Origin of the sequence: Roseovarius lutimaris (assembly GCF_900115165.1) — a bacterium.
GTDB classification, from domain to species: domain Bacteria; phylum Pseudomonadota; class Alphaproteobacteria; order Rhodobacterales; family Rhodobacteraceae; genus Roseovarius; species Roseovarius lutimaris.
The window spans coordinates 120,714-145,353 of record NZ_FOVP01000007.1 but is presented as its reverse complement, the minus strand read 5'-3'; the positions used below and the strand labels follow the sequence as shown (position 1 = coordinate 145,353).

The following is a 24,640-nucleotide window of genomic DNA, read 5'->3' as shown; positions in this document are numbered from 1 at the left end:
TTTAATGTGTGCCTTCATAGGCTTCTTCACCTGCGCCAAGCGTGTCCTTGTCGAGGTATTTATTCGCGCTCTCGGGGCCTTCCCTGAATTCCAGATAAGAGCGCCAGAAAAACGCCATGGCATGCAGGAACACCATGCCGGCGAATGAGATCAGCAGCACCTTGAACAGGAAATAACCGTTAAAGCCATTCGGGCTAAAGCCGATGGTCTCCACGTTCCAGCGCAGGGCGCGCGATTTCATCAACAGCCGGTCAAGCCCGTCGCTCGCCGAAGGGTTCGGCACGATCAGGTGGCGCCACATGAAATACCAGCCATACATCCAGGTCAGCACCGCCATCGGCATCATGAAGATCAGCGAGCCGACCATGTCGATCACCCGCTTGGTGCTGTGCCCCACCGCGGAATAGATCAGATCAACCCGCACATGCCCGCCCTGAACAAAGGTATAAGTCGCACAAAGTGTGACGATCAACGCGTTGTAAAGCTTGAGTTCCTCGGAATACCAGCTCACGTCGAACTGAAGCGGGATACCAAAGCCGATCACAAGATCAGGGCGCGCAAAGATGCGTTGGATAAAGACGATGATGATCTGCTGGATCACCATGATGAGCCCCGCCCAGGCGGCAAAGCGGCCGACCGTATTGGCAAAGCCCTCAAGCCCGCGCACGAGGCCCCACATAAAGCCCGTTTTCCAGATCCCGATCGCGGTCAGAACCAGAAATGTCGTGAAAGCCACAAAGAAAAGCTCGACCGAGCCGCCGTAATAGACGACCCGCATGATGGCCTGTTTGTCCGACCAGTCCAGCCAGAGCTGTGGATGACTTACGGCGTAGGCCAGATTGTAAAACGCCATCGCGATGTTCTGGAACACCCAGAGGATTGCGTCCAGCATCTCTTCCCCCCTTTGCCCGGTTCGTCAGGTCCGGGTCACCTGTTTTGCCTGTGGATACAGGCCCCGGATCAACCGGAGCCTGCCATATCCCGTATCACGCGAGGGGCTCAGCCCAGAACACGGTCACGCTGTGCGGTATAGGCGCCATCGGCTTTCTTGATCCAGCCAGAAGAGGATTTCAGCGACGCCATATAGCTGTCGTAGGTGCGCTTATAGATCTCATCGTCCATGTTTTCCTGATGCACCGCATTCGCGGCCTCACCGAAGGCATTCCAGACGCTATCGGGGAATTCCAGGGTTTTCACACCGCTCGATTGCAGACGCTGAAGCGCCGCACCGTTGTTGGACAGGAATTGCGCCAGGTTCCACTGGTGCGCTTCGGCACAGCCGATTTCGACCATTTTCTGTTGCGCGGGGGTCAGGCTTTCAAAGACTTCGCGGTTCATGCCGATCGACAGACCCGCGCCCGGCTCGTGGAAGCCGGCGGTGTAGTAGAACTTGGTGATTTCCTGAAAGCCGGCCTTTTCATCCGCCCAGGGGCCGATCCACTCGGTGCCGTCAATCGCGCCGCTGGCAAGCGCCTGATAAACCTCGGCGCCGGGGATGTTCTGCACGCTCGCGCCCAGTTTCCCAAGGGCTTTGCCGCCAAGACCGGGCATGCGGAACTTGAGACCGTTGAAATCTTCCGGACCGTTGATTTCTTTCGAGAACCAGCCACCGGCCTGCGCGCCGGTATTGCCCGCAAGAAAGGATTTCAGACCAAAGATCTGGCCAAGCTCGTCGTGAAGCTCGGCGCCACCGTCCATGTAGTACCAATTCACCAGCTCTTGCGCGGTCATGCCGAAAGGCACCGAGGTGTAGAAGGCATAGGACGGGTGCTGGCCGACGAAGTAATAATCAGCGCCATGATACATATCGGCCTGACCGGCGGTCACGGCGTCAAACACCTCGAATGCGCCAACAAGTTCACCAGCCCCTTTGACGTCGATGGTCAGCGCGCCATCGGCCATGCCGTTGATGTTGTCGGCAACACGCTGTGCGGCGTCAAACACGCCCGCAAGGCCACGGCCCCATGTGGTGACCATGGTCAGCGTGCGCTTGCCCTGGGCGTAAAGCGGTGCAGCCAGTGCCGATGTGGCAACGGCGGCGCCGCCACCAAGAGCGGTATTTTTCAGAAACGAACGACGATCCATATGGTTTTTTCCTCCCCATTATATTGATGCCTGGGGCCCTTTGCGGCCCCTCAGCGGATCACTTGAAGTGGGGCGACCTTAGAGGCGCGGGTGCAATGAGAAAATACCGGATACTGCGTACATAGCGCATTTAGACCAGATTATTTGGCGCGCGCCGGTCTCTGTGCGCGGGTTTGTGATCGGGTCGCGGACGGCGTGGTACAATTTGGGCTTGAAGCCGCTAGGCCGTGAGGTTTAATTACGCCATGAAACCCAAAATTCTGACCACCCTGCCCGGCTATACCGCCGGATTATTTCAGGCCGACCTGTTTGCCGGCATCAGCGTCGCCATGGTGGCGCTTCCGCTTAGCATCGCCATCGCCATCGCCTCGGGGGCAGAACCCGGCGCGGGGCTGATCACCGCGATCATCGGCGGGTTCCTGATTTCGGCCCTCGGCGGAAGCCGGGTTCAGATCGGCGGGCCGACCGGGGCCTTTATCGTGGTGGTCTATGGCGTGATTGCCGATTTTGGCTATGATGGGCTTGTTCTGGCGACGCTTATGGCCGGTGGGATCCTGATTATCGCGGGCTATCTGCGCGCCGGAAGCCTTGTTCGCCATATCCCCGAGGCGGTGATCAACGGCTTTACCATCGGCATTGCCATCGTCATTGCCACCAGCCAGCTGCGTGATCTCTTTGGTCTTGAGACGGATGCGCTACCCGGCGAGTTCCTGGAAAAGCTGGCTGCGCTCTGGGAGGCGCGCGAGACATTCAACGGCATGGCACTTTTGATCGGGCTGGCGACGATGGTGTTGATCGTGGCCCTGCGCCGCGCAGCGCCGCGCTTTCCGGGGCTGATCGTTGCGGTCGGGGCAACCTCAGCCGTGGTTGCGATCTGGCTGCTGCCGGTCGATACGCTGTATTCGCGCTTTGGCACGCTGCCCTCTTCCTTGCCCCTGCCAAGCCTGCCCGAATTGAGTCTGCAACGCATCATCGCCTTGTTGCCCTCAGCCCTGGTGATTGCCTTTCTCGCCGGGGTGGAATCGCTTTTGTCGGCGGCGGTCGCCGACCGGATGATCGGCGGGCGCTATCGCCCGAACGCCGAGGTGCTGGCAAATGGCATGGCCAATATCGGCTCGGCGCTGTTTGGCGGGATGCCTGCGACCGGGGCCATCGCGCGCACCGCGACCAATGTGCGGGCCGGCGGCAAGACCCCGGTGGCGGGGATGATCCATGCGCTGACCATCCTGTTGGTGATGCTTCTGGTGGCGCCGCTTGCCGGCTATTTCGCGATGCCCGCCCTTGCCGGCCTGTTGCTCCTGACCGCCTGGAACATGAGCGAGCCGCATAAATGGCGCGGCTATATGGCCGAGCGGAGATCGGACAAGGTGTTGCTTGTGTTGACGCTGGTGCTGACCGTGTTGGCGGATCTTACGGTGGCGATCGGTGTCGGGGTTGCGCTTGGGCTTGCACTTCGGTTGCGCAGGCGCGACATCCCTGAGGCCGATTGGACCCCGCCCGACGCCTGACACGCCGAAACGCTGGATATCGCGGTGGTTTCGACGTATCGCTTTGCCATGACCCGTCTGTTCACCTCTTTTCGGCTCAACTATGGGCAAAAGCTTTTCCTGATTGCGACGCTGCCGCTGATCATGACGGCGGTGGCGATTTCGGTGGTGGTGACGCTGCAGTCGCGCCAGCTGGCCGAGCACGAGATCGAAACGCTTGAGGCGCAGCTGATCGAGGCCAAGCGTGCCGAGCTCAGGAATTACCTGTCGATCGCGCGCACCGCTTTCGTCAACATCTATGGCCGCGCCGCGCCCGATGACGAGGCCGCGATGCTTCAGGTCAGCCAGATCCTCGCGGGCATGCTCTATGGGCAGGATGGCTATTTCTTTGTGTTCGATTACGATGGCAACAATCTTGTCAGCCCGCGCAACACCGATTTGATCGGGCGCAACTGGACCGGGCTTGAAGACCCGAGCGGCGCGCCGATCACCGACGAGCTTATCCGCCTGGCGCGCTCTGGCGGGGGGTATCACAGCTATGAGTGGCGCAAACCCAGCACCGGCGAGCGCGCCCGGATGGTCGCCTATGTGATCGGCCTGCAGGATTGGCGATGGGCGGTGGGCACCGGCGTGTTCATCGACGATGTGGTCGCGGCGGTCTCGGCCTCGCGCGAAAAGGTCGAGGACCGGGTGCAAAAGACCTTTCTCTACATCGGCGCGGCGATGCTGGCGGCGCTGTTACTGGTCTTCGTGTCGGGTTTGTTCATCAATATCCGCGAACGCCGTCTTGCCGATGCCAAACTCAAGAAGCTGACCCAGCGGGTATTTGACGCCCAGGAAGAAGAACGCGGCCGCGTGGCGCGCGAATTGCATGACGGCATCAGCCAGATTCTGGTCGGCGTGCGCTATGCGCTTGATACTGCCAAGCGGCGGCTGGCGGCGGGCGACACCCGCGCGGGCGACACGCTTGACCGGGGCATCACGCATCTCTCTGGCGCCATTCAGGAGGTCCGCCGCATCAGCCGCGACCTGCGCCCCGGCGCGCTTGACGATCTTGGCCTTGGCCCGGCGATCAAGGCGCTGTCCGAGGGCTTCAGCACCCGCACCGGCATCACGACCGAATTCAGCACCGTGGTGTTTCGCAACCGCCTGGATGACGAGGCCAAGATCGCCCTTTACCGCGTCGCACAAGAGGCGCTTACCAATATCGAGCGGCATTCCGGCGCCAGCCGGGTGATGATCGACGTGCGCGGCCATGCCGGCGGCGCGACCCTGCGGATTTCCGACAATGGCTGTGGTCTTGATCAGGCGAGCAGCGCGCAGTCCCCCAATGGCGGGCTCGGCCTGCGCAATATGCAAGAGCGCGTTGAACAGCTTGACGGTGTGCTGCACGTGACCTCGTCGAAATCCGGCACCGTGATCGAGGCCACTGTACCACTGAGCCACCTTTTGCAACCGCAGGGCCGCTCGCCGCTCTCCGAACCAAAGACAAAGGCAAACGCATGACCACGCCCCGCACCCGCATCGCAATCGTTGACGATCACCCGATGGTCGCCGAAGGCATTCAGTCGATCCTTGAAAGCTATGACGATGTCGAGGTGATCGCCAATCTGGCCAGCGGCCATGAGATCATCGAGCAGGTTGGCGCGCTTAATCCCGATGTGATCCTGCTTGATCTCAACATGCCGGGGATTGGCGGGCTGAGCACCGCCGAAATCATCCTTGAACGCCGCCCCAAAACCCGCATTCTGATCCTGTCGATGCATGACAGCCCGGAATATATCACCAGCGCGCTTAGCCATGGCGCGGCCGGCTATGTCCTCAAGGATGTGCCGACCGACGAGATCAAGCGCGCGATTGACGCGGTGATGGCCGGGCAGCGCTATCTTTGTACCGGCGCGCAGGGCTCGCTTGCGCCCTATGACAGCAGCGACCGCGAACAGCTTACCAATCGCGAACAGACCATCCTGTTGCAGCTGGCGCAGGGCAAATCCAACAAGGAAGTCGGGCTTGCGCTTGATATCTCGGTGCGCACGGTTGAGACGCATCGCAAGAACATCAAGCGCAAGCTTGGGATTTCAAGCACCGCCGGGCTGACCCGCTATGCCATGGAACATGGCGTGTTGCAGGGCACTGGCGTGCGGCTTTAGCCGCCTCTAGTCAGCGGCAAAGCAATAGAGCAGGCCCGCCCCGCCGGTGCTTGCGAGGTTCTCTTGCGAGCAGCCGCGCGAGGCATGCGCCGAATTCCACGACACATTGCCGCCGCCGTGCCGGTCGCTGTGGCCGACCTGCGCGCTGCCTTCGCCATTGCTGGTCCAGTTGCTACAGGTGTGATCGGCGGGATCGCTCGGGAAATAGGCCATGCCATCGGCCATTGATCCGGTCAGGATGTCATGCACGTTCGGGCTATCGCCATAGCCGTTGATCTGATTGCCGTTCTCATCCACGGCGGTGCGTTTCTTGAGGTTCGGGATGACATGCAGATCGTCAAGATCGCTTGCAATCAATTCGCCATTGGCATTGTACCAGGGGCCGATCCCGATCCGGTAGCGCGCCGAGACACCGCGTTTGCCCTCGGCCTGAGTGCTCAGATAGGCGCGCCACTCGCGACCGGTTGATCCGGCGGCAGTGGCAAGCGCATCGCAATGGGCATCCGCGCCCTCAAGCCCGCCAAGGTTGGCACCATCGCCGAGCCCGGTGCTGGTAACGAAAAAGCCCATCGGGTGCTCCTGCGCGGTGGCGGGTGCCAGACCTGCCAGAAGCAGGGCCCCCGCAAGCGCCGTAATCGTGCCTTTTGTCATATCGCTCTCCTGTTCAATGGCGGCGCGCCCTGTTCGCTTTTCTCAGGGCATGCCGTTTATATCGGTTCAATCTATCGCCGGGCCGCGGCCTTTGACACCACAGCCCGCCTGATCCTAGCCAGCAGCGTCGCGCGCTCCAACACAACAAATCGAGAGGTATAATACAGAGAGTGACCTTTTGGGGCGCAGCGCCACGACCCTGCGACAATCGCGAGCCTCGGGCAAATACCAGGTCATCTCTCCAAAAACAGGTTGAAATCATCGAATTCAGGCGAACCGCGCAATAAATGCAAAGATTTCACCCCGTTTTGCGACATTTTCTCGGTCAAATCGGGTTGACGCCCCTCGCCCCCGGCCATAATGTCTCGCACACGCAGCAAAGGAGTCGCCGCATGGAAAACCTAGTCGTACAGTCAGGTACATGGCGCATGGGCCGGTAAGGCACCCATAATGGAACCCCATGCGCCCCCGGATCAAACCGGGGGCTTTTTTATGCGATCTGAAGTGATGTCATACACGGAGCAAAGCACATGACACGTCAAATGACCGGAGCGAAAATGGTGGTTCAGGCCCTCAAGGATCAGGGCGTGGACGTCGTCTTTGGCTATCCCGGAGGGGCTGTGCTACCGATTTATGACGAGGTGTTTCAGCAAAACGATATTCGCCACATCCTGGTGCGCCACGAACAGGGTGCGGTGCATGCCGCCGAAGGCTATGCCCGCTCAAGCGGCAAGCCGGGCGTTGCGCTTGTGACCTCGGGCCCCGGTGCCACCAATGCGGTGACCGGGCTGACCGATGCCTTGATGGACAGCATACCGATCATCGTTCTGACCGGTCAGGTGCCGACCTTCATGATCGGCACCGATGCCTTTCAGGAGGCCGATACCGTTGGCATCACCCGCCCCTGCACCAAGCATAACTGGCTGGTGAATGACACCAAGGATCTGTCGAATGTTCTGCATCAGGCGTTTCATGTGGCGACAAGCGGTCGCCCCGGTCCGGTTCTGATTGATATTCCCAAGGATGTGCAATTCGCCAGCGCCGATTACATCCCGCCGCAAAAGGCCCGTACCAGCCACTATCAGCCGCAGGTCAAGGGCGACATGCAATCAATCACCGATCTGGTGGCGGCAATGGAAACCGCCAAGCGCCCGGTGTTCTATACCGGTGGCGGCGTGATCAATTCCGGCCCCGCCGCTAGCCACCTCTTGCGCGAATTGGTCGAGGCGACCGGCATTCCGATCACCAGCACGCTGATGGGTCTTGGCGCCTATCCGGCCAATGGCGAGCATTGGCTTGGCATGCTGGGCATGCACGGTCTTTACGAGGCCAATATGGCGATGCATGGCTGTGATCTGATGATCAATATCGGGGCAAGGTTCGACGACCGGATCACCGGGCGTCTGGATGCGTTCAGCCCACATTCAATCAAGGCGCATATCGACATCGACCCCTCCTCGATCAACAAGGTGATCAAGACCGATATCCCGATTGTCGGCGATATTGCCCATGTGCTTGAGGATCTTCTCAAGGTCTGGAAATCGCGCGGCCGCAAGGTCAACCGTGAGGGCATCCAGAAATGGACCGCCAAGATTGCCGAATGGAAAAAGGTCGATTGCCTGCGCTTCGAGCAAAAAGGCGCGGTGATCAAGCCACAGCACGCCCTCGCGCGGCTTGAGGCGCTGACAAAGGATCGGGATCGCTATATCTGCACCGAGGTCGGCCAGCACCAGATGTGGGCGGCACAATATCTTGGCTTCAACGATCCCAACCGCTGGATGACCTCCGGCGGCCTCGGCACCATGGGCTATGGCTTTCCGGCCTCGATCGGGGTGCAGATGGCCCACCCGGACGCGCTTGTGATCAACGTCGCCGGCGAGGCGTCCTGGCTTATGAACATGCAGGAAATGGGCACCGCGATGCAGTATAAACTGCCGGTGAAACAGTTCATTCTGAACAACGAGCGCCTTGGTATGGTGCGCCAGTGGCAGCAATTGCTGCATGGCGAGCGCTATTCCTCAAGCTGGTCGGAATCGCTGCCTGATTTCGTCAAGCTGGCCGAGGCGTTTGGCGCCAAGGGAATCATCTGCAAGGACCCTGCCGATCTTGATGATGCGATCATGGAAATGCTCGATCATGACGGGCCGGTGATCTTTGACTGCCTGGTCGAAAAGCACGAGAACTGTTTCCCGATGATCCCCTCGGGCGAGCCGCACAACAACATGCTTCTGGGCGATGCAAGCACCAAGGACGCGATCAAGGAAGGCGGCGCGGTGCTAGTGTGACATCCGTTTTCTTTTGAAGAAAACGGTCCGGAATTTTTTTAAAATTCCGGCACCAGGCTGCCAGAACAAAGGAAAAACCACATGTCTGCTCTGAAAATCAAGAAAGGCTCGAACAAGCATTCGGCCTATAATCTGCGTCCCACCTTTTCGGATATCACCGAGCGTCACACGCTGGCGGTGCTTGTCGATAACGAACCCGGCGTTCTGGCGCGGGTGATCGGCCTGTTTTCGGGACGCGGCTATAACATCGAGAGCCTGACCGTGGCCGAGGTGGATCATACCGGTCACACCAGCCGGATCACCATCGTCACCACCGGCACGCCGCAGGTGATCGAACAGATCAAGGCACAGCTTGGCCGCATCGTGCCGGTGCATACGGTGCATGACCTCACCGTTGAAGGCCCCTCGGTCGAGCGCGAGCTAGCCCTGTTCAAGGTCGAAGGCGAGGGCGAAAAGCGGGTCGAGGCATTGCGGCTTGCGGATATCTTTCGCGCCAATGCCGTCGACAGCACCCTCAACAGTTTTGTGTTCGAGATCACCGGCGCCCCCGAAAAGATCGAAGCCTTCGCCGAGCTGATGCGCCCGCTTGGCCTTGTCGAAATGGCGCGCACCGGCGTGGCGGCCCTGCCCCGCGGCCTCTGATCGCTCTGCCATGGCATGCCGGGAAGCGGGGCCATGCGGGCGCCGTTTTTCGGGCTGGCGGGTCGCAATTGCCCCTGACCCGCCGAAAACTTGTCGCCTTGAGAAAAGTCCCGTCGCAGACAGGCGGCCAATAAGGCCCTGTCTGGGCAATCGTTTTGACAATGATTGACCCGGAGATCCAAGATGACCCAGTTGACTGATCTGTCCAAGGTAAGCGCCAGCGTGGAAACGGCCAATGGCCTGCCCAATGCCCATTACATCGACCCCGCCGTGTTCGAGGAAGAAAAGCACGCGCTGCTTTATTCGCAATGGGCCGGGCTTGCGGTGGGCGCCGATGTGCCCGAACCGGGCGATGCCAAGCCGCTGGAATTTCTCGGGATGCCGCTTTTGCTGATCCGTGACAAGGATGGCGATGTGCGGGTGTTTCAGAATATCTGCCGCCATCGCGGCATGATCCTGGTGGAAGAGCCGCGCAAGATCGAAGGCGCCATCCGCTGTCCTTATCATTCGTGGTGCTATTCGACCAAGGGCAACCTGATCAGCACGCCGCATGTGGGCGGGCCGGGCCATAACACCCACGCGGCGATCAAGCGCGATGATCTTGGCCTGAATGAGGTGCGCAGCCATATCTGGCGCGATGTCGTCTGGATCAACGTCTCGGGCGATGCGCCGGACTTCGAGGTCGCCATGGCAGACATCATCGCGCGCTGGAGCGAATTTGAACTGCCGGTCTATCACGGTGGCCACGACAGCCGCTTTGATCTGGAAGTACAGTGCAACTGGAAGCTCGCGGTCGAGAACTATTGCGAGAGCTACCACCTGCCCTGGGTGCATCCGGGCCTGAACAGCTATTCCAAACTGGAAGATCATTATCACATCGAAAAACCCGGCGAATTTTCCGGTCAGGGCACCATGGTTTATCGCCAGCTTACAAACGAAAACGGCGACAGGTTTCCTGATTTCGAAGAGGTCGGAGCCAAATGGAACGAACAGGCGGAATATATCGCCGTCTACCCCAATGTGCTGCTGGGGGTACACCGCGACCATGCCTTTGCCATCATTCTCAACCCCAAGGGGCCGGAAAGAACGGTTGAGCATATCCACCTCTATTATTCGGTCCCCAACAGCGACGAAGGCCTGCGCGCGCGCAACACCCAGCTTTGGAAAACCGTGTTCGAGGAAGACATCTTTGTGGTTCAGGGCATGCAAAAGGGCCGCCACGCCGACATGTTTGACGGCGGCCGTTTTTCGCCGGTGATGGATAGCCCGACACATTGCTTTCATTCCTGGGTTGCGGGCAAGGTCGAGACCCACCGCGCCAAGGCAAAGGCGGCTGAATGAGCGATCTGCACGCACAGATGATCGCAGCGCATGAGGCGCATGATCAGGCGGCGTTGGTCTGGCTCTATACGCAGGCGGCCAATACGGCCAACGATCCCGATGCCGCCTGTTTCTTTCTCACGCACGCCTATGTTTTTGCATTGGAGGCTGGCGCGCATGAGACGCAAACCCTGCATGCGCGCCTTGTGGCGCATGGCCGCGAGGCGTGATCTGAACCGCCGAACCTGCGCATTCAGAGGCCGATGAAACCAAGAGCCATGCCATTAATCGGCACCGGTCAACGGGGCCGGATCGGGCCGGTTTTGACAGGCCGCCTTGGCGCCTACCGGGCCCGAAGCTCTGCAAACATCGCCGCGCCAATCTCGGCGATGGCCGCATTGCGCGCGGGCATGTCCGCGTCGTTTTCGGTCATATAGATCGCGGCCAGAACCGGGCGGTCCGGTGTCGGCCAGATCACGGCGATAATGGATCGCGAGCCATGGCCCCCCGCGCCGCTCTTGTCACCGATGACCCAAGCTTCGGGCAGGCTGGCGCGCAAGAGATCGTCGGCGACCGCATCGGCGATCATCCAGTCGGCCAGTTGCCGACGCGAGGTCGGCGTCAACACCTCCCCGAAAAGCAGCGCCCTGAGCGTGGACAGCGCCGCCTGCGGCGTCGTGGTATCTTTCATGTCACCCGGTGCGCCCTCGTTCAGCGCGGTTTCCCAGCGGTCAAGCCGGGTGGTCGTGTCGCCGATATCGCGCAGGGCCGCGGTGAACCCCTCAGGTCCGTCAACCGTTGCCAGAAGCAGGTTGCCCGCCGTGTTGTCGCTGATCGTAACCGCCGACTTGCACAATTCACCGACGGTCATCCCGGTGGCGAGCCGGGTTTCAGTCACCGGGGAATAGGTGACCAGATCACCCGCGCCGAAGGTGACAAGACGGTCCAGAGCCTCTTCACCGGCATCGACGCGGGCCAGGATCACGCCGCACAACAAAGCCTTGAACGTGCTTGAGACGGGAAACCGGTCGTCGGCCCTGTAGCCCCAGGTTTGCCCGCTGTGCAGGTCGCTCATGGCATAGCCGATACGCCCGCCGATCCGCGCCTCGACGTCCTGCACGGATCGGCTGAGCGCGTCCTGCGCCAAAGCACCAGTGGCGCTGGATAGCAGGATCAGGGCCAAAACCCCCGATCTGATAGGGTTGAAGATGTGTGTATCCCTACGCGTCATGGACGCCTCTTGTGATGGTGAAATCAGGGTCGGTTTCCCGCAGGCAAGTGTGTACATCCAAACGGCTTGCCTCGAAAGGGCATATCCAGGCGGCTCATCCCTTACCCGCCGCGCAGATTTGCCTGTAGAGATGCCAAGTCGCATGCCCCAAAAGCGGCAAGACAATAAACAGCCCCAAAAACCCCGGCAGCAACGCCAGAAAGGTCAGCACCGCAATCATCACGCCCCAGGCCAGCATCGGCACGGGATTATGCACAACCACCTCAAGGCTGGCCAGCATCGCCGTCACGAAATCCACCTCACGATCCAGCAAAAGCGGCAGGGAAATCACCGTGATTGCATAGATGAAAAGCGCAAAAACCGCGCCAACGGCGGTGCCGACGGTGAGCATGCTCAGCCCCTCTGGCGTAAGATAAACCTCAAACGACGAAGACACATTGGTCATCTTTGAAAGCCCGAGGAACAGCGCAAAAATCATATGCGCCAGAAAGAACCAGAACAGAAACACCATGATGATGATCGCGCAGATCGACGGCAACTGGCGCCGCCGCTGATGGGCAATCACGCCCATCACCTCGGTGGCAACAAGCGCGCGGCCCTGCTCAAGGCGATGGCTGACCTCGTAAAACCCTACGGCGGCGAATGGCCCCACCAGCGGAAAACCAACGGCGGCAAAGATGAGCCAGTAACTTTTGCCGGTGCTCCAGGTGACCCCGGCCATGACAAGCCCCACTGCCACATATACACCCGCAAAAGCAACCGCATAGCCCGGCGCGCGGCGCATGTCGCGCCAGCCCCGGCGCAACGCCTCGCCCAGCATGGCAAAGCGCACCTCCCCCATTTCGGGCCGTCCAAGCGGCTTGATCTCATTGGCTGGCATCTTGCCCCCTTTTCGGTTTTGCCGAAGGGTAGCCAAGACCGCCCCCGTCGCAAAGATATAACTCAAACTCAGCTTGGCACAGGCGGCCGCCGGGTTGGCCAAAGCGTTGCCTCGTGATAGGCCTGCGCCAGCTCCAGAAGCCGCGCATCGTCACCGCGCCGCCCGATAAGCTGAATCCCCATCGGCAGGCAGTTTTCGCCAAATCCGGCCGGCACCGCCACCGCAGGCAAGCCCGCCAGTGAGGCCGGCACCACCACCTCCATCCAGCGGTGATAGCTGTCCATCTGCTGGCCCGCGATCTCCTTGGGATAGGTCCAATCGGCCGGAAACGGCCAGACCTGCGCCGTCGGCAGGGCAAGAGCGTCATAGTGATCAAACACCCGCGCGGCGGCGGCAAACCAGCCGCTGCGAATGACGCTGGCCTTGTGCACATCCAGCGCGCTCAGCCGTTGCCCCTGTTCCACCTCCCAGACCGCTTCGGGCTTCAACCGCCCACTCTCCAGCAGCGGCGTCAGATTGGCCGAAACCGCCCAGTGGCGCAGGGTGACCCAGCTTTGCCAGAGCGCATCACGGCTAAACGGCGGTTGCACCGGCTCGACCGTCGCGCCAAGCCCCTCAAACACCCGCAGGGCCTCTTCCGAGAGGTCCAATATACCCGCCTCAAACGGCCAGGCCCCGCCCCAGTCGCCCAACCAGCCGATCCGCGCGTCCTTGGCCTTTGGCCTGATATCGCCGAGATCCGGCGCGGCTGCGCCATGCGGCTGACGCGGATCAGGCCCAGCCATGACCGCCAAAAGCCGCGCCATGTCGCGCGGGCTGCGCGCCATCGGGCCGTTGGTCGAGAGCTGATGCAAAAAGGTATCGGCGCGCGGCTCGCTCGGCACCAGCGACCAGCTTGGGCGCATGCCATAGACATTGCACCAGCCCGCCGGATTGCGCAGGCTGCCCATCATGTCCGACCCGTCGGCCAGGCTCAGCATGCCACAGGCCAGGGCGACCGCCGCCCCACCGGATGATCCGCCACAAGAGCGACCGGGATCATAGGGGTTCAGCGTCACCCCATGCACCGGGTTGAACGTATGGCTGCCAAGGCCAAACTCGGGCGTGTTGGTTTTGCCGATGAAAATCGCCCCCGCCGCGCGCATCCGCGCCACATGAAGATCGTCCGTCTGCGCCACCTGACCGGCAAACAACGGCGAGCCCTGCGAGGTCGCCAACCCCGCCACATTGGCCAGATCCTTGACCGCCATCGGCAGGCCAAAAAGCGCGCCACGGCTCGCCGCATTGTCCGCCGCCCGCGCCTCTTTCATAAGGGTATCTTCGTCGCGCAGCTCAACAATCGCATTCACAGCCCCGTTGGTGGCCGCAATCCTCTCAAGCGTGGCGCGCATCAGTTCCTGCGCGCCGATCTCCTTGCGCGACAGCATCCCGACAAGATCGCCCGCCTCAAGCCCCGTGATATCCATCGCCCGCCTCCCTCTGTCCCGTCACAGGCTATGACCGTGCATGGCAGAGCACAACACCCTGTTTCTTCTGGCCAAAAATATCCCGGGGGAATCGCTGCAAGCGATGGGGGCAGCGCCCCCTTGCCCGGCCTCAGCCCTTTGCCGACGCTTTTTTCTTTTCCGCAATAAGCTTTTCCGCGAGATCGCGGGCAATCGCGAAGGCGCCCTTGATACGGTCGGTTTCACCCTTCCAGTCGCGGCGCACGACGATCTTGTTGTCGCGTACCTTGGCCAATCCGCGCTGATCGTTGATGAACTCCACAAGCCCCTGCGGCGAGGCGAACTTGTCGTTGTGAAACTGGATCGTCGCGCCCTTGGGCCCGCCGTCAAGCTTGGCAATCCCGGCGCGTTTGCACATCGCCTTGATGCGCACCACGAGCATCAGCATATTGACCTCGCGCGGCAGCTTGCCGAACCGGTCGATCAACTCGGCGGCAAAGCCTTCAAGCTCGACCTTGGTCTCCAACCCGCTCAGGCGGCGGTAAAGCCCAAGGCGCACGTCAAGATCGGGCACAAAGGCCTCGGGAATCAGAACCGGCACGCCAAGGTTGATCTGCGGCGCCCATTGTTCATCGGCTTCCGACAGCCCCTCCATCTGGCCGGATTTGATCTTGGCGATCGCCTCTTCCAGCATGGATTGATACAACTCATAGCCGACATCGCGCATCTGGCCGGATTGTTCTTCGCCCAACAGGTTACCGGCCCCGCGAATATCAAGATCCTGACTGGCAAGGGTAAAGCCCGCGCCAAGCGTATCGAGGCTCCCCAGCACCCGCAGGCGCTTTTCGGCGCCCGGCGTCAGCGGCACGCGCGGCTTGGTCGTCAGATAGGCATAGGCCCGCGTTTTCGAGCGCCCGACCCGGCCACGGATCTGGTAAAGCTGGCTCAGGCCGAACATATCGGCGCGGTGAATGATCATCGTGTTGGCGGTCGGGATATCAAGGCCGGATTCCACGATGGTCGTCGCCAGAAGCACATCGTATTTGCCATCGTAAAAGGCGTTCATGCGGTCATCAAGCTCGCCCGCCGCCATCTGGCCATGGGCAATGACATAGCTCAGCTCCGGCATCTGCGCCGCCATGAACGCTTCGATTTCCGGCAGGTCGCTGATCCGGGGCACCACATAGAACGACTGCCCGCCGCGATAATGTTCGCGCAACAACGCCTCGCGGATGGTGACACTATCGAACTCGCTGACATAGGTGCGGATCGACAACCGGTCGACGGGCGGCGTGCCGATGATCGACAGATCGCGCACCCCCGACAGCGACAGTTGCAGGGTACGCGGGATCGGCGTCGCCGTCAGCGTTAGCACATGCACATCCGAGCGCAGCTGTTTGAGGCGTTCCTTATGGTTCACCCCAAAGCGCTGTTCCTCGTCGATGATAAGCAAACCAAGGTTATGAAACCGGATCGACTTGGCCAAAAGAGCATGGGTGCCGATGATGATCTCGACCGTTCCCTTGGCCATCGCCTCGCGGGTTTTGGCGGCCTCGGCGCTTGACACAAAGCGCGACAGCGGGCGCACCGAGACCGGAAAACCGCGAAAACGTTTGGCGAATTCCTGATAATGCTGGCGCGCCAAAAGGGTCGTGGGGGCGATCACCGCCACCTGCAGGCCCGACATCGCCGCCACAAAGGCCGCGCGCATCGCCACCTCGGTCTTGCCAAATCCGACATCGCCACAGATCAGACGATCCATCGGTGTGCCACTGTCGAGATCGGCCATCACATCCGCGATGGCCGCCAGCTGATCGTCGGTTTCCTGATAGGGAAAGCGGGCGGCAAAGGCCTCCCAGGCGTGATGCTCGGCCTCGATCGCGGGGGCACGGCGCAGCGCGCGTTCGGCGGCCACGCGAATAAGCCGCTCGGCCATCTCGCGGATGCGTTCCTTGAGGCGGGCCTTTTTGGCCTGCCAGGCGCCGCCGCCAAGACGGTCGAGCAACCCCTCGTCATGGCCGTATTTCGACAAGAGTTCGATGTTTTCGACCGGCAGGTAAAGCTTGGCGGTCTCGGCATATTCCAGCACCAGACATTCATGCGCCGCCCCGGCGGCGGTGATCACCTCAAGCCCAAGATAGCGCCCGATGCCATGATCGACATGCACCACAAGATCGCCCGCGCTCAGGCTTTGCGCCTCGGTCAGGAAATTCTCGGCCTTGCGCCGCCGCCCCGCCGAGCGGATCAGCCGTTCCCCCAGCACATCCTGTTCGGCAATCACCGTCAGGTCTGGCGATTCAAAGCCATGTTCGAGCGGCCAGACCGCAAGATGCAGCCCGCGCCTGGCGATCCGGCGGGCATCGGTCACGGTCACCGCGCCGATCAGGCCCTCATCTTCAAGCAGCCCTTCAAGACGCTCGCGCGCGCCCTCGGAATAGCTCGCGACGAGCACCGGACCATTGGCAAGCTTTGCCTCAACATGATCCTTCAGGACACTGAAAAGATTTATGTTTTCCTGCTGGCGTTCCGGCGCGAAATTGCGCCCGATGCGCCCGCCGGCATCAATCACCGCCGGCCCGGTGGCCTGGGGCAGCGGCACAAGCTGCAGCACCCGGCGCGCGCCTGTCGCGGCCTCCCAGGCGGCATCGTCGAGATAAAGCAGGCCCGGCGGCACCGGTTTGTAAATCGTATCGCCGCGTGACTTCTGGCTCAGCGCCAAATGGCGGGTTTCATATTGATCGGCGATGCTGTCCCAGCGGGCCAGACGGGTTGGCGTGACCTGATCGTCAAGGCTGATCGTGGCCTTTGGCAGATAATCAAACAGCGTCTCAAGGTGGGCGTGAAAGAACGGCAGCCAATGCTCGACACCGGCATGTTTGCGCCCTGCGCTCACCGCCTCGTAGAGCGGATCATCGGTGCCGGCGGCGCCGAATTCGATCCGGTAATTCTGCCGAAAGCGGCGGATTGCGGCTTCGTCGAGAATAACCTCGCTGACCGGGGCAAGCTCGATCAGATCAAGCTTTTCGGTTGTACGTTGCGTGGCCGGATCAAACCGGCGCGCGCCGTCAAGCACATCGCCGAAGAGATCAAGCCGCACCGGCCCGCCCTCGCCCGGCGGAAAGATGTCGATGATGCCGCCGCGCAGCGCATAATCGCCGGGTTCGGTCACCGTCGGGGCCTGGGTAAAGCCCATGCGCACCAGAAAGTTGCGCAGCGCCGCCTCGTCAACCCGCTCGCCGACCCGCGCCGAAAACGCCGCATCGCGCAGAACCTCGCGCGCCGGAAGGTATTGGCTCGCGGCATTGAGCGTGGTCAGCAGAACAAAGCGGTCCGGCATGCCATGCACAAGCCCCGCCAGCGTCGCCATGCGCGTGGCCGAAATATCGGCATTGGGCGACACCCGGTCATAGGGCAGGCAATCCCAGCCGGGAAAGGTGACAACCGGCATATCGGGCGCAAAGAACCGCAAGGCGGCGGCCATCGCCGCCATCCGCTTGTCATCGCGCGCCACATGCACCAGCGGCGCACCGGTCTTTTCAACCTCTTTCAGCAGAAGAGCGGCGTCATAGCCCTCGGGCGCGCCGCCGACTGTGATATGGGTCGCAGATGTCATGCCAGTCCAACCTTCATGGCCGGGCGCGGGCCTTGCTTAGCCCAGAACGCCGGCGTTCATGTTTTGATACATGCCCCACATAGCCGTAAAGAACAGCGAGACCACACCGATCACCTGAATGATGAAGCGATGCCTGTGAAGCCGCTTGATCAGCGCCGCCTCGGTAAGGGCCTCGGCCTGAATGCGCGTCGCGGTATGCACCGACAACAACCCCACCAGAATGAGCGGCATGCCGAGCAAAAACACGGCTTGCGAGAATTCGTTGTCATAGACAAACCCCAGAAGCACCAGAACCGTCATCGCAAAGGCCACCATCCCGCACAGCAAAAGCCCGGATTCATGAGCAATGAACAATATCCGGTTGGTGTTGATACGCACCATGTCTTCAAAGTCGACAACGGATTGTGCGTTTTTGCCTTTGTGGGCGCGCACGGCCATATCCCATGGCACACCAAGCACCCAATGGCTTGCCGATGACCAGGTCACGGCAAGCGCGATCCAGAACCACAGATTACTGAAGCTGCGAAAGTCGATCAGCTCGAAAACGTTTTGATACCAGTCCACGACAGAGCCCTTAAACCATCACCGTCGCCTCTCTTAGCGCCGCTGCGCGGCAATTCCTACCCTTGAGATGCGCGAAATTCCATGGCACTCAGACAGAAGAAGAAATCCAGAAAGATTGTTCATGCGCCCGACACAAGCCGCCTTTCCCGCCACCCGCCTGCGCCGCACCCGTCAATCGCCCTCAATCCGTGCGCTTGTGGCGGAAAATACGCTCAGCGCGGCCGATCTGATATGGCCGCTGTTCGTGCGCGATGGCAAAGGCGTCGAAGAACCCGTGCCCTCGATGCCCGGCGTGCAGCGGCGTTCGATCGACAAGGTGGTCGAGGCCGCACAAGAGGCCGCCGATCTTGGCATTCCCGCGATCTGCCTGTTTCCCTATACTTCGGCGCAAAACCGCACCGCCGATTGCGCCGAGGCCTGGAACCCCGAAAACCTGAGCAACCGCGCCACCCGCGCGATCAAGGCGGCGGTGCCGGGGATCACCGTGATGACCGATGTGGCGCTCGATCCCTATTCGGACACCGGCCATGACGGCTTTGTCGTGGACGGTGAAATCGTCAATGACGCCACCGTCGAGGCGCTGGTGAAACAGGCGCTGTCACAGGCCGAGGCCGGGGTCGATATCATCGGCCCCTCGGATATGATGGATGGCCGGATCGGCGCCATTCGCGCCGCGCTTGAGGCCAAAGGTCACCATAACGTGATGATCATGTCCTATGCCGCCAAATACGCGAGCGCCTTTTACGGCCCGTTCCGCGATGCGGTTGGTGCGTCAAATGCCCTGAAAGGCGACAAGAAAACCTATCAGATGAACCCTGCCAATACCGATGAGGCGCTGCGCCTTGTCGAACGTGATCTGGCCGAGGGCGCCGATATGGTGATGGTCAAACCGGGCATGCCGTACCTGGACATCTGCCGACGGGTAAAGGATAATTTCGGCGCACCAACCTTTGCCTATCAGGTGTCGGGCGAATACGCGATGATCATGGCCGCCGCACAGAATGGCTGGATTGATGGTGACCGGGCGATGCTTGAAAGCCTGATGGCGTTCAGGCGGGCGGGCTGTGACGGGGTGCTGAGCTATTTCGCGCCGCGCGTGGCGCGTGCTCTGGCGCGCGGCTAGGCGTTTTACGCAACATCCCGCGCACGACCGCAATCCATAGTGACAGGGCGCGCCCCTGCCCCTATACTCTGCGCCAGACCGGTATGCCAAAAGACCGGCCCCAATAGGCAACACACAGGCAATGACATGAGCATTCTAACAAGACGTAGTTTCACTCTCGGCCTTGTGGCGGGTACGCCGCTGTTGGCCGCATGTGGCAATGGTGTGGGCAACGGCGGCGCCGCCAAAATCGACGCGCGCGTCGATGCCACCGTCAACCACATGTACCAAAAGTACCCCAACACCCGCACCCTTGCCGAGAAATCCACCGGCATGCTGGTCATGCCCGTGGTGACAGAGGCGGGCTTTCTCGTCGGCGGCGGCTTTGGTCGTGGCGCATTACGAATCAACGACGTGACGGTCGATTACTATTCGGCCACCAAGGGCAGTGTCGGCCTTCAGATCGGAGCACAGCAATTCGCGCATGTGCTGTTTTTCATGACCCAGGACGCGCTTGAACGCTTCCGCCGTTCGTCGGGCTGGGCTGCGGGCGCAGATATCGAATATGTGTTCAACGACACCGGCGAAAACCTGCGTGCAGAAACCACAACATCGACCTCTCCCGTGGTCGCAGTGATCTTCGGCCAAGCCGGCGCAATGGCTGGAATCTCGCTTGAAGGCATGAAATACAGCCGTATCATCCCGTAACGCGGATCGTGGATGCGCCCGCCCTGCAATAGACCTGTAGGGTGGGTGAAACCCACGCGCGTCAATGAAGCGTGAATTCGCCCACCACATTGCGCCATTCGCCCGGCGCAATCAATTTGCGATGGCTAAAGCGCACCGAATGCAAGGGACCATCAAGCTCGCGCTGCCAGAATTCGATGAAATCGAACAGCTTGGGGTGGTCCGGCGCAAGATCATAGTCCTGCCAGGTGTAGGTATTGAGAACATTCTGATAATCGGGCATCCGATAGAAAAATTCCGCGGTGGTCAGCCCATAGCCTTTCAGCATCATTTCAGTCTCTGACATTTGCATTTTTCTGCTCCTAAAATTGCCTGTAAGATCAATGATGCCAGAAAGAAATTACTTTTCAATGAAAACAGCATGTTAGCACTTATGCGCGGTGGCTGCCAGGCGCCACGTCGCTGGCCCATTGCACCCAATATCCTGCCTCTGATATAGTGCAGGCAACTAGATATAGACCCAATGCACAGGACGGGAAAAACCGTGAGCGATACGCCCCAACCCCCTGAAGATACAGAAGAAAACATGCCAGAGCGCCCCGCGTATGACGGGCCGGTGATCTCGATCGCGGAGGAGATGAAAACATCCTACCTCGATTACGCGATGAGTGTGATCGTCAGCCGGGCGATTCCGGACCTGCGCGACGGGCTGAAACCGGTGCACCGGCGCATCCTCTATGCGATGCATGAGAGCGGCAATACCCACGACAAACCCTATCGCAAATCGGCCCGTGCGGTCGGCGATGTGATGGGGAAATACCACCCGCACGGCGACTCTGCGATTTATGACGCGCTGGTGCGGATGGCCCAGGATTTCTCGATGTCGTTGCCGCTTCTGGATGGTCAGGGCAACTTTGGCTCGATGGATGGCGATAACGCCGCCGCGATGCGCTATACCGAAGTGCGCATGGACAAGCCGGCCGCCTATCTCCTGGCCGATATCGAAAAAGAGACGGTCAACTTTCAGGACAACTATGACGGCAAGGACCGCGAGCCGACCGTTCTTCCGGCGCGTTTTCCCAATATGCTGGTCAATGGCGCGGGCGGTATTGCGGTTGGCATGGCCACCAATATCCCGCCGCACAACCTTGGCGAGGTGATTGATGCCACGCTGGCGCTGATCGACAACCCCGATCTGGAAAGCGAAGACCTTATCGAATACGTGCCCGGCCCCGATTTCCCCACCGGGGGCATCATGCTTGGCCGTACCGGCGCGCGCAAAGCCTATCTTGAAGGGCGCGGCAGCGTCATCATCCGCGCCAAGACCCGGGTCGAGGAAATCCGCAAGGACCGCTATGCCGTTGTGATCGACGAGATCCCCTATCAGGTCAACAAATCGACGATGATCGAACGGATCGCCGAGGCGGCGCGCGACAAGAAGATCGAAAACATCGCCCATGTGCAGGACGAGAGCGACCGCAACGGCGTACGTGTGGTGATTGAGCTAAAGCGCGATGCGACGCCGGATGTGGTGCTTAACCAATTGTACCGCTTCACGCCGATGCAAACCTATTTTGGCTGTAACATGCTGGCGCTGAATGGCGGTAAGCCCGAGCAGCTGACGCTGCACCGGTTCCTGTCGCTGTTCATCACCTTCCGCGAAGAGGTGGTTGCACGCCGCACCGCCTATGATCTGCGCAAGGCCCGCGAGCGCGCGCATGTGCTCTGTGGTCTGGCGGTTGCCGTGTCCAATGTCGATGAGGTCGTGGCGACGATCCGCGCCTCTGCCGATGCCGCCGAGGCACGCCGAAAGCTGATGGAACGGCGCTGGCCTGCGGGCGATATCCTGCCCTATATCGCGCTGATTGATGACCCGAGTCATCCGGCCAATGACGACGGCACCTATAACCTGAGCGAAATACAGGCCCGCGCGATCCTTGAACTGCGTCTGCAACGCCTGACCCAGCTTGGCGTGAAAGAGGTCACCGACGAGCTTCAGGATCTGGCCGACAAGATCAAGGAATACCTTGCCATTCTGGCCAGCCGCGAGCGGATCATGCAGATCATCGCCGACGAGCTGCGCGAGGTCCGCGAGTTGTTCGCCGTGCCGCGCCGCACCCAGATTGTCGACTGGTCCGGCGACATGGAAGACGAAGACCTGATCGAGCGCGAAGACATGGTCGTGACGATCACCCAGGGCGGCTATATCAAACGTACCGCCCTGAACGATTTCCGCGCCCAGAAACGCGGTGGCAAGGGCCTGTCGGGGATGTCCACCAAGGACGAGGATGCGGTGACTACCCTCTTTGTCGCCAATACCCATACCCAGCTTTTGTTCTTCACCACCGATGGCATGGTTTACAAGCTCAAGACATGGCGTTTGCCGCTTGGCGGGCGCACCTCGAAGGGCAAGGCGATCGTCAACATCCTGCCGATCCCGACCGGTGTGTCGATTGCCGCGATCATGCCGGTGGATCGCCCCGAGGATGAATGGGACGCGCTTCAGATCGTGTTTGCCACCTCGGCAGGTGATGTGCGGCGCAATGCGCTGTCGGATTTCACCAATGTGAAGCGCAACGGCAAGATCGCGATGGATCTGCCCGAAGGGGTCGAACTGGTCAATGCGCGCATCACCTCGCAGGATGATGACGTGATGCTGTTTACCAATTCGGGCCGCGCGATCCGCTTTGCGACCACCGATGTGCGGGTCTTCAAGGGCCGCAAGTCGACTGGCGTGCGCGGTATCCGCCTGAGCGGCGACGACCGGGTCGTGTCGATGTCTGTGATTGGCCATTTCGAGGCCACGGCGGACGAGCGTGCCGCCTATCTCAAGATGCGCCGTGCCCTTGCCGGTGTCACCGAAGAGGACGCCGGCACCGATGAAGAGGCCAATGAAAACGTCAGCATCAGCCCCGAACGCTACGCCGAAATGTCCGAGGCCGAGAACCTTATCCTGACCATTAGCGCCAAAGGCACGGGCAAGCTTAGCTCAAGCCACGATTACCCCGTGCGCGGGCGTGGCGGCATGGGTGTGGCGGCGATGGACAAGGCGATGCGCGGCGGCGAGCTTGTGGCGTCCTTCCCGGTGACGCTTGAGGATCAGATCATGCTTGCCACCTCCAAGGGGCAATCAATCCGCGTGCCAATCAAGGGCATTTCCTTCCGTTCGCGCAGTGCCGGCGGGGTCAAGGTGTTTGACACCGGGCGCGGCGAAGTCGTGGTCAGCGTCGCCTGGATCGCCGATCAGGGCGACGAGGACGAGGATATTGAGGGCGCGGCAGAGGGCAGCGCAGAGACCGAAAACTAGTGCAGAAACAGGACGTCTGTTCTGAATAAACCCCGGATAGCCACCGTTTGGGCCGAGTTTCGCCCCATTCATCGTGACTATCCGGGGTTTGTTTTGCGCGCTTGGTTGTAGGTGTCTTTGGTTGTTGGTCGCGCCCTCACCGCACAAGGACGTCACCGCATGAGCCTTAAACCCCGGTTTTCCCTCGACCAGGCCGGTCTCAACCTGATCCGCATCGTAATCGGCTCGTATTTCATGGCACTCTCGATCGGTCTTGTGGCAGGGCTTGATCCAGCGGTGATTTTTGCGCCACTGATGCCGCCCCTGGCGGCGGATCTTCTGGGCGCGACCCTGATGTTTTTGCTCAGCGCCTGTTTGATGGCCGGCGTTCGGCTTCGGCTTGTGGCGCTCAGTCTTGCGATTTTCGTCTTTTCCAACAGCCTGACCCAGAACATGATGCATGTCGTACCGGGCTCTGTCTCGGCGTTCTGGCGTGACCTGACATTGAGTGCTGCGGTGCTGCTGACCTACTCCGGCCTGAGCGGCCCTGCCCTGCGTCGCGCCTCGGTTCTGGGCTATCGGGCCCGGCTGCAACGTGCCTGCGACAAAGACGTCAATCCGCGCCGCATTACCCTTGCAACACGCGGCAAACGCCCGATCCAACAAGAGATTCGGCGTGCGCTTACAGGGGCCAGACTGATGCGCCGCCCCGGTAAAGAGGCGGATGAGCCAGAGATCCTCAATATCTTTGCAAATCTTTAGAAATTGCGGCGGTTAACCGGCTGTCAAACCTTCTGCGGCAGGATGCGAGCACCCTTATGACCCGCAGGATAGTGCCAGATGAACCTTTATTGCTGCATGATCGACCTGAAACAGGACGCCAAGGCGCTTGCCTTTGCCGCCGCGCTAGAGGCCTGGATGACCCATCTGCAATCGCACGGCGCCATCGGCCAGTGGCGGCTCTATCGCAGCAAGCTTAACCTTGCCGCCGACGCCTATCGCGATTTCCGGCTCGACATCGAGGTTGCTGATCTGTCGCATCTGGATCGCGCCTTTCGCCTGACCGGGCAGCATGATGACGAAACCGCGCAATTGCATGACCGCGTTCATTCGCAGATCGCAAAAGCCGATTTCGCCCTTTTCCGCCCCTATCCAGACCCCGAGCGCGCCGAAAGGATGGCGCTGGTCTAGGCGATAAGCCGTCCCCGCAAG

Annotated in this window: 21 protein-coding genes; 12 read left to right on the top strand and 9 right to left on the bottom strand. The window is 60.7% G+C overall.

Annotated elements, in window-relative coordinates; all coding sequences use genetic code 11:
- Position 1: 1 nt before the first annotated feature.
- Positions 2-892: a TRAP transporter small permease subunit gene (locus tag BMZ91_RS07970; protein WP_092836735.1), complete on the bottom strand. Its 891-nt coding sequence runs from the start codon at positions 890-892 to the stop codon at positions 2-4.
- Positions 893-999: 107 nt separating this feature from the next.
- Complete coding sequence (locus BMZ91_RS07965; RefSeq protein ID WP_092836732.1) at positions 1,000-2,085, bottom strand: TRAP transporter substrate-binding protein; 1,086 nt, start codon at positions 2,083-2,085, stop codon at positions 1,000-1,002.
- 245 nt (positions 2,086-2,330) lie between these two features.
- Here BMZ91_RS07965 and BMZ91_RS07960 point away from each other — a divergent pair, with 245 nt between their 5' ends.
- The 3 genes from BMZ91_RS07960 to BMZ91_RS07950 are packed head-to-tail and all read left to right on the top strand — an operon-like array spanning position 2,331 to position 5,722.
- Positions 2,331-3,593 carry a SulP family inorganic anion transporter gene (locus BMZ91_RS07960; RefSeq protein WP_092836729.1) on the top strand — a complete coding sequence of 421 codons (1,263 nt, stop codon included), beginning with the start codon at positions 2,331-2,333 and terminating at the stop codon, positions 3,591-3,593.
- Between the two features lie 48 nt (positions 3,594-3,641).
- Positions 3,642-5,078, top strand: coding sequence for a cache domain-containing protein (locus BMZ91_RS07955; protein ID WP_092836726.1), 1,437 nt, complete (start codon positions 3,642-3,644; stop codon positions 5,076-5,078).
- Positions 5,075-5,722, top strand: a complete 648-nt coding sequence (locus tag BMZ91_RS07950; RefSeq protein WP_092836723.1) for a response regulator — start codon at positions 5,075-5,077, stop codon at positions 5,720-5,722. The genes BMZ91_RS07955 and BMZ91_RS07950 overlap by 4 nt, the downstream gene beginning before the upstream one ends.
- A 6-nt stretch (positions 5,723-5,728) precedes the next feature.
- On the opposite strand, the gene BMZ91_RS07945 is transcribed toward BMZ91_RS07950, so the two are convergent.
- Positions 5,729-6,373, bottom strand: coding sequence for a hypothetical protein (locus tag BMZ91_RS07945; protein ID WP_092836720.1), 645 nt, complete (start codon positions 6,371-6,373; stop codon positions 5,729-5,731).
- Between the two features lie 530 nt (positions 6,374-6,903).
- On the opposite strand from BMZ91_RS07945, the gene BMZ91_RS07940 reads away from it, so the two are divergent.
- The 4 genes from BMZ91_RS07940 to BMZ91_RS07925 all read left to right on the top strand — a co-directional run bounded on the left by BMZ91_RS07940 (position 6,904) and on the right by BMZ91_RS07925 (position 10,850).
- Positions 6,904-8,658, top strand: coding sequence for an acetolactate synthase 3 large subunit (locus BMZ91_RS07940; protein WP_092836717.1), 1,755 nt, complete (start codon positions 6,904-6,906; stop codon positions 8,656-8,658).
- Positions 8,659-8,739: 81 nt separating this feature from the next.
- The gene (ilvN, locus tag BMZ91_RS07935; RefSeq protein WP_092836714.1) at positions 8,740-9,300 is read left to right on the top strand and encodes an acetolactate synthase small subunit; all 561 of its coding nucleotides are present in this window, start codon (positions 8,740-8,742) and stop codon (positions 9,298-9,300) included.
- Positions 9,301-9,483: 183 nt separating this feature from the next.
- Entirely contained in the window at positions 9,484-10,641 is a 1,158-nt protein-coding gene (locus BMZ91_RS07930; RefSeq protein ID WP_092836711.1) for an aromatic ring-hydroxylating oxygenase subunit alpha, read from the top strand.
- On the top strand, positions 10,638-10,850 hold the full coding sequence (locus BMZ91_RS07925) for a hypothetical protein (protein ID WP_092836708.1): 213 nt from the start codon (positions 10,638-10,640) through the stop codon (positions 10,848-10,850). Before BMZ91_RS07930 ends, BMZ91_RS07925 begins: the two co-directional genes overlap by 4 nt.
- Positions 10,851-10,963: 113 nt before the next feature.
- Here the strand turns inward: BMZ91_RS07925 and bla are convergent, their stop codons facing one another.
- The 5 genes from bla to BMZ91_RS07900 all read right to left on the bottom strand — a co-directional run bounded on the left by bla (position 10,964) and on the right by BMZ91_RS07900 (position 18,353).
- Entirely contained in the window at positions 10,964-11,851 is an 888-nt protein-coding gene (gene bla, locus BMZ91_RS07920) for a class A beta-lactamase (protein ID WP_092836705.1), read from the bottom strand.
- A gap of 94 nt (positions 11,852-11,945) precedes the next feature.
- Positions 11,946-12,731, bottom strand: a complete 786-nt coding sequence (locus BMZ91_RS07915) for a DUF2189 domain-containing protein (protein ID WP_092836890.1) — start codon at positions 12,729-12,731, stop codon at positions 11,946-11,948.
- A gap of 68 nt (positions 12,732-12,799) precedes the next feature.
- Positions 12,800-14,197: an amidase gene (locus BMZ91_RS07910; RefSeq protein WP_092836702.1), complete on the bottom strand. Its 1,398-nt coding sequence runs from the start codon at positions 14,195-14,197 to the stop codon at positions 12,800-12,802.
- Positions 14,198-14,327: 130 nt separating this feature from the next.
- The gene (mfd, locus tag BMZ91_RS07905; protein WP_092836699.1) at positions 14,328-17,789 is read right to left on the bottom strand and encodes a transcription-repair coupling factor; all 3,462 of its coding nucleotides are present in this window, start codon (positions 17,787-17,789) and stop codon (positions 14,328-14,330) included.
- Between the two features lie 36 nt (positions 17,790-17,825).
- Positions 17,826-18,353, bottom strand: a complete 528-nt coding sequence (locus BMZ91_RS07900) for a component of SufBCD complex (RefSeq protein ID WP_092836696.1) — start codon at positions 18,351-18,353, stop codon at positions 17,826-17,828.
- 121 nt (positions 18,354-18,474) lie between these two features.
- On the opposite strand from BMZ91_RS07900, the gene hemB reads away from it, so the two are divergent.
- Both hemB and BMZ91_RS07890 read left to right on the top strand, forming a co-directional pair.
- On the top strand, positions 18,475-19,476 hold the full coding sequence (gene hemB / locus BMZ91_RS07895; RefSeq protein WP_092836693.1) for a porphobilinogen synthase: 1,002 nt from the start codon (positions 18,475-18,477) through the stop codon (positions 19,474-19,476).
- A 126-nt stretch (positions 19,477-19,602) separates the two neighbouring features.
- On the top strand, positions 19,603-20,163 hold the full coding sequence (locus tag BMZ91_RS07890; protein WP_092836690.1) for a lipid-binding SYLF domain-containing protein: 561 nt from the start codon (positions 19,603-19,605) through the stop codon (positions 20,161-20,163).
- 61 nt (positions 20,164-20,224) lie between these two features.
- On the opposite strand, the gene BMZ91_RS07885 is transcribed toward BMZ91_RS07890, so the two are convergent.
- On the bottom strand, positions 20,225-20,494 hold the full coding sequence (locus BMZ91_RS07885; RefSeq protein WP_092836687.1) for an usg protein: 270 nt from the start codon (positions 20,492-20,494) through the stop codon (positions 20,225-20,227).
- 234 nt (positions 20,495-20,728) lie between these two features.
- Between BMZ91_RS07885 and gyrA the strand changes: the two genes are divergently transcribed.
- The 3 genes from gyrA (at position 20,729) to BMZ91_RS07870 (ending at position 24,619) form a co-directional block, all read left to right on the top strand.
- Positions 20,729-23,449 carry a DNA gyrase subunit A gene (gene gyrA / locus BMZ91_RS07880; RefSeq protein WP_092836888.1) on the top strand — a complete coding sequence of 907 codons (2,721 nt, stop codon included), beginning with the start codon at positions 20,729-20,731 and terminating at the stop codon, positions 23,447-23,449.
- Between the two features lie 159 nt (positions 23,450-23,608).
- The gene (locus BMZ91_RS07875; protein WP_092836685.1) at positions 23,609-24,190 is read left to right on the top strand and encodes a hypothetical protein; all 582 of its coding nucleotides are present in this window, start codon (positions 23,609-23,611) and stop codon (positions 24,188-24,190) included.
- Between the two features lie 78 nt (positions 24,191-24,268).
- On the top strand, positions 24,269-24,619 hold the full coding sequence (locus tag BMZ91_RS07870; RefSeq protein WP_092836682.1) for a DUF6614 family protein: 351 nt from the start codon (positions 24,269-24,271) through the stop codon (positions 24,617-24,619).
- Positions 24,620-24,640 lie beyond the last annotated feature (21 nt).